The sequence below is a fragment of the Microcystis sp. M53603_WE2 genome (assembly GCF_030065435.1).
Genome location: NZ_JASJFF010001224.1, coordinates 1 through 5,403, shown reverse-complemented (window position 1 = coordinate 5,403; position 5,403 = coordinate 1). Strand labels below are relative to the sequence as shown.

Here is a 5,403-nt window from a genome sequence, read left to right as displayed (position 1 = left end):
TGTTGGATAAGACTTTTGGACTTTTTTCCCCTCAAAAAGTGCCAGCCATTGCGGGGATCGGGGGAAACTTCGGGTACTTTTTCCCTGAAAATTAGGTAATTGACCACCTGAAAATCGGTAAAACCCCACACCCCACACCCTGCCCCTAGGAAAAGCTTTTTGCCGCAAACCCTAGGTAATTGACCCCCTCAAAATCGGTAAAACCCCACACCCTACACCCTACACCCCACACCCTACCCCCACGAAAAACTTTTTGCCGCAAACCCTAATTAAGCCTAACTGTTAATAGCGTAATGATAGGCACTACCATTAGATTCCATAGGCATCAACCACTGGGAGATAGTTTCTAGTTTTTGACGGATTTGATCGAGTTGATCCTGCACAGGTTGCAGGAAAGTTTCGTACTGTTGTACCTGAGTTTTTAAACGCAATAATGCGAGATTAGTATCGCGCCATTGTCGCTCCTGTTCTTCAAATTCACGAGTTTTTTGCTCTAAATCCGACCATTGACCGTCAATACTATCGCTGCTTTTTTGTAAATCCTCTTGTAGTCCCTTGATTTCTGCTGCTAAACGTTGACTTTCTTGAAGATTATTTTGATAATTATCGGCCAACAGCATTAACAATGGTTCAAAGCCAGATTTTTGAGTATTTTCTGAGGATGAAATCCCCTGTCTCCGTTGCAGAATTTTCAGATGTTGAGAGCTAATAGCTTGCCTTTCTTGGAGATTACGTCTTTGTCCGACTAAAGTTGCCGCCAGCATTCCTTTTTTTTCCTGTTCCTCGGCTAATTCTTCTTCTAAATTAGCTCGCTCAGATTGATCTATTGTAGCCATTCTTGCTTCTAATTCTTCCACGGTTTGGCATTGGAGAGTTAATTCTTCCTCTTGGTCGTTGACAAAAATTTCCCAGCGCTTGAGGTCTGTTTGTAAGTTCTTAACTAAGCTCTCCAATTCTTCTAAAGGCATTTGTTCAAGAGCTTCTAGATCGATTTTACCATCAAAACCTAGTTCTTCCCCTCCGAGGAGACGAAGGAGCATTTGTCGAGTAGAATCAGTGGTTTGTAGGGTGAGGTTAAGGTGCTCGAATAATTTCTGTTTTTGACTCAGAACAGTTTCTTGTATTTGTAATTCTATTTTAGCTGTTTCCAAAGCCCTGCGACTCGTCTGTAATTCCCTAGCTCTTTTTTCTAGATAATCGAGCATTTCATCGTTGGCGACCTGACGATTTTCTACAGCTTTTTTCTGCCCCTCTAAACTCTGCCAACAACTATTTAAAATTGTCTGTTGTTCCTGCACAGATTCAAGAGTGGAATGGAGAATTTGTGAGGGAGAATTGCCCCGATCATGATGAGCAGCTAAACGCTCCGCTAGAGAGCGAATAAATTGTTGTTGTTCTGGGGAAAGATTGGGGTAGGAGTTACAATTTATTTGTCCTTCTTCCAGGTGTCGCTGTTGCTCGTTTAATTGTTGTTTTAGGGTTTCCAGTTCTTGTCTTTTGCGCTCTAAATACTCTAATTCTGCCTCTATTTGTTCAATTTGCTCGATTCTTGTCTCCATTTCCATTTTCTGGCGGTTGAGAATCTCGCTTTGATAGGTGAGGGATTGTTTCCACTGCTCGATTTTCTCTTGATCTTTCTTGCTGCGCTCCATCAAACGGGAAATCTTTTGCAGTTGCCGCACCATCTCCGCTCCCGCTAATTCCGGGTTTCCTTGTAGTTGACGATTATTGCTCAAATTTACCAAGAGAAGCGCACCTTCACCCAGGGAGTTAGTTTCGTCGTAGGTTAGGATATCTTCCCCTGGTATGGCACTCCACGTCTGATCCTTATGCTGACAGGCCAATAGTTTCAATTCGGTTTTGTAACCGCCGATAAAACCTCTAGTCTGTTTTTTTACTTCTGCAAGGTATAGCACGAGTAGTCGTCCTCTATAATAAAAGTCTTTGTCATCGATTTTAGAGAGCGTTGGCAATCAAGGCTAGGAGCGGCCGGTCTATGGTTTGGTGTGTAACCATCCGATCCCAAAAATTTTTTAATCGAGTTTTTCTTTTTTATCCATACATTTGTTCTCAATTCTTCTCCTTACCGACTGGAAAATTTTTGATGATTTTTCAGTGCCGATGTACTATCTTGATCTCAAAAAATTCGGTAGTCAATCTCTTAAATGCAGTAAAGCCGCTCTTCTCGACTTTGTGTGATAATTTTTGCTTATGTAAGGTTAAATGTTTACTGGGCAAGACTTTTAGGACTATTTTGAAAGAAGAAACTATCAGTATAGACCTCGTTTCCACACAGAAACCAGAAGAACCGTAAAGCTTACTGAAAAATATGTTACATAATTAGCTTATCAGATTTATTATTAGTGACAAGAGGAGGGAAGAGAGCGTTTCTCATCAAGAGGGAGTGGGACGGGATTGGGCATCATCTCTAGATCACCAGCGATGGATTGTTTCTCTGGCGCTCCGCAGCTCCAGCGCTCCGCAGTACCCCCATACCTTATTAAACAGGATTTAACTGAATGTCAGCATTCATCCCTCGCGCTTAGCACAATGGGACGGGGCTTTTAAAGGGGCGAAGCAATTCGCCCAAGGGTTCACCTCATGAATGCTGACCAGCATATAGACAATTCCTCAAAAACTATGTTATAGCAACTTCTATAGTTGTGAGGTACAGAGTCTTAGGTTTTGAGGAGTCAGGAGTCAGGAGTCAGGAGTTAAGATTTTGGTGTACCTCATGAGATTGGGAAACGCTATATCATAGTTATAGTTTCTTGATAATTCTTATGTACAAAGCGTACAAATTCAGACTTAAGCCTAATACCGAGCAAGAAATAGCCTTAGCTAAAAGCTTTGGCTGTTGTCGTTGGTTTGGGAATTTTCCCTGAATTTATGCCAAGAAACCTATAAAACCACAGGAAAAGGACTGACACGAAACTATATTCAAGGACTATTGCCTAGTCTCAAAAAAGCTTATGAGTGGTTGACAGATGCTTATTCCCAGTGCTTACAGGTTGTTGCTTTGAACTTATCGCAAGCTTATCAAAATTTCTTTGAGAAACGAGCTAGACTACCAAGATTCAAATCTAAACATGGTAAACAATCAATTAGCTATCCAGCTAATATTAAATTTGAGGGAGATTATCTAAAGCTTCCTCAAATTGGATTGGTTTATTGTGTTCGTCACTGGGAATTTGCAGGAACAATTAAAACTGTTACTATCTCAAAATACTACGCTTCTATTTTAGTTGATGATGGACAATCCCTCCTGCCCCCCTTGATAAGGGGGTGCCGAAGGCGGGGGGTTCTACCCTTGATAAGGGTGGTGACGAAGACGGGGGGATAGAAGGTAAAGCCATAGGAATTGATTTAGGATTAACTCATTTTGCTATTACCAGCAATGGCAGTAAATATGATAATCCTAGACATTTAGCCAAACATCAACGTAACCTAAAAAGGAAACAACAAAAGCTATTGCGTAAAAAGAAAGGAAGTAACAACCGTCAAAAAGCTAGAGGTAAAGTAGCTAAAGTTAACTCTAAAATCTCAAGATGTCGTGAGGATTTTCTGCACAAACTATCCCGTAAGATAGTTAACGAAAACCAAGTTATTGCGTTAGAAAATCTCAATATCAAAGGCATGGTACGCAATCATAATTTAGCCAATGCTATTAGTGATTGTGGTTGGGGAATGTTTTGTACAATGCTTAAATACAAGGCAGAATGGGAAGGAAAAACTTATACCGAAGTTGATAGGTTTTTTCCTAGTTCTAAAACTTGTAATGTCTGTCTAAATCAAGTGGGTAGTTTGCCGCTTGAGGTTAGAAATTGGACTTGTGTGCATTGTAAAACAACCCATGACCGGGACATAAATGCGGCGATAAATATCAGAAATGAAGCCTTACAGATATTATCGTTAGGAAAAGCGCGATACTGCCCATAGAGGGGATGTAAGACCAAAAGCTGGGCGTAAGTCCGTCTTGAGGCAATCCCCCGTGAAATAGGAAGCTCTCAACGACCTTGAGAGTAGTTCACTGGTAGAATTGGGAACGATAGAGATGAAACCCGAAAAGGTGAATCAAGTCCTTGTTTAGAGGGAAACCCCTGATAAATTTCAGATTGCGTTGGAGGCAAAAATGAGAGCAATTTCCGAGCATCCGGTCAAAGGGGACTATTATCGGGCATCTTTTGCCATTGTTGTTCTTGGCAGCCGAGCTAGGTAGGGAGTTATGAGCGAAATATTGCTGGTAGAAGACAGCCAAACGCAACGGGAACTGATCTGTGATCTACTCCGCAATAGCGGCATCAAGGTCACGATCGCCACGGATGGGGTAGAAGCCCTCGAACATATTCAGAGACTCAATCCCGATCTCGTCGTCCTCGATATCGTCATGCCCCGCATGAATGGTTATGAGGTGTGTCGTCGTCTCAAGTCGGATCCAAAAACCAAAAATGTCCCGGTGGTCATTTGTTCCTTGAAAGGGGAAGTCTTTGATCGCTATTGGGCTATGAAAATCGGAGCCGATGCCTACATTGTCAAGCCCTTTGAACCGATTGAGTTCATTTATACCATTAAACAACTGTTGCGCCGATAAAATCGCCCTCACCAGAGACAGTGTATCTATGGTATAGGTCAAGACAGCTAAAAACGCCGCCCGAATTATTAGTTGCAAGAGAACTAAACTCATGCTTAACAACGCCGATTTTTTTACTGGTAACGCTCAAGATATCGCCCCCGACAATCAGGAATTAGAAACTCCCGTCGGTGAACTGTACTTGCGATTTTATCTACCCTCTCAGGAGGAGTTTGCCCTTAGTGCCGTGGGCATTGGCGAGGTAATACAGCAACCACTCGATCGCATTACCCCGATTCCCAATGCTTCACCCTTGCTCCTCGGCACGATCAATCTCCGGGGTCAAGTGATCTGGGTGGCGGATCTCGGGCAATTTTTGGGGGATAGCAGCCGCTTAAACACCGATCGAGCCGAAATTCCCATAATTGCGCTCAAAGAAGAGGAAACGATCCTCGGTTTAGCGGTGGAACGTTTGGGAGATATGGAATGGCTCGACCCAGATAAACTAGGTAGTGCCGCCAGTATTCCCGCTCAGATCGCCCCCTATGTGCAGGGGGAGTGGATTCTGGGCCAAGAATCAAAAAAAACCTTAGGACTACTCGATCATCTGGCCATACTCCGTTCTGCCCGTTGGGCGGCTTAAAACCTGAAAAAAATAGCAGAATAGGATTTATAGGAATTCTTTCTTGATAAGACCTCTTGCATAATTTTTTTATGGTATAATATAAGGTTTTGCTTTTTTCTCAATTCTTAGATTGAAGTGGAAAAAAGAATAAAATGTGATCTTAGGTCAGGAAATCATCTATAATTTTGCTATGTTTATTAGCAAAATT

The 5,403-nt window shown here is 42.2% G+C and carries 3 protein-coding genes and 1 pseudogene; 3 read left to right on the top strand and 1 reads right to left on the bottom strand.

Annotated elements, in window-relative coordinates:
- Positions 1-275 precede the first annotated feature (275 nt).
- A complete protein-coding gene (gene hmpF, locus PX481_RS25585; protein WP_288027945.1) occupies positions 276-1,916 on the bottom strand; it encodes a pilus motility taxis protein HmpF in 1,641 nt (546 codons plus the stop codon).
- Between the two features lie 867 nt (positions 1,917-2,783).
- Here hmpF and PX481_RS25580 point away from each other — a divergent pair.
- From PX481_RS25580 to PX481_RS25570, 3 genes and pseudogenes are all read left to right on the top strand, one after another.
- Positions 2,784-4,000 (top strand): annotated as a pseudogene (locus tag PX481_RS25580) (RNA-guided endonuclease InsQ/TnpB family protein).
- 225 nt (positions 4,001-4,225) lie between these two features.
- Positions 4,226-4,591, top strand: a complete 366-nt coding sequence (locus PX481_RS25575) for a response regulator (RefSeq protein ID WP_002757614.1) — start codon at positions 4,226-4,228, stop codon at positions 4,589-4,591.
- A 91-nt stretch (positions 4,592-4,682) separates the two neighbouring features.
- A complete protein-coding gene (locus tag PX481_RS25570; RefSeq protein WP_002757615.1) occupies positions 4,683-5,213 on the top strand; it encodes a chemotaxis protein CheW in 531 nt (176 codons plus the stop codon).
- Positions 5,214-5,403: the final 190 nt, after the last annotated feature.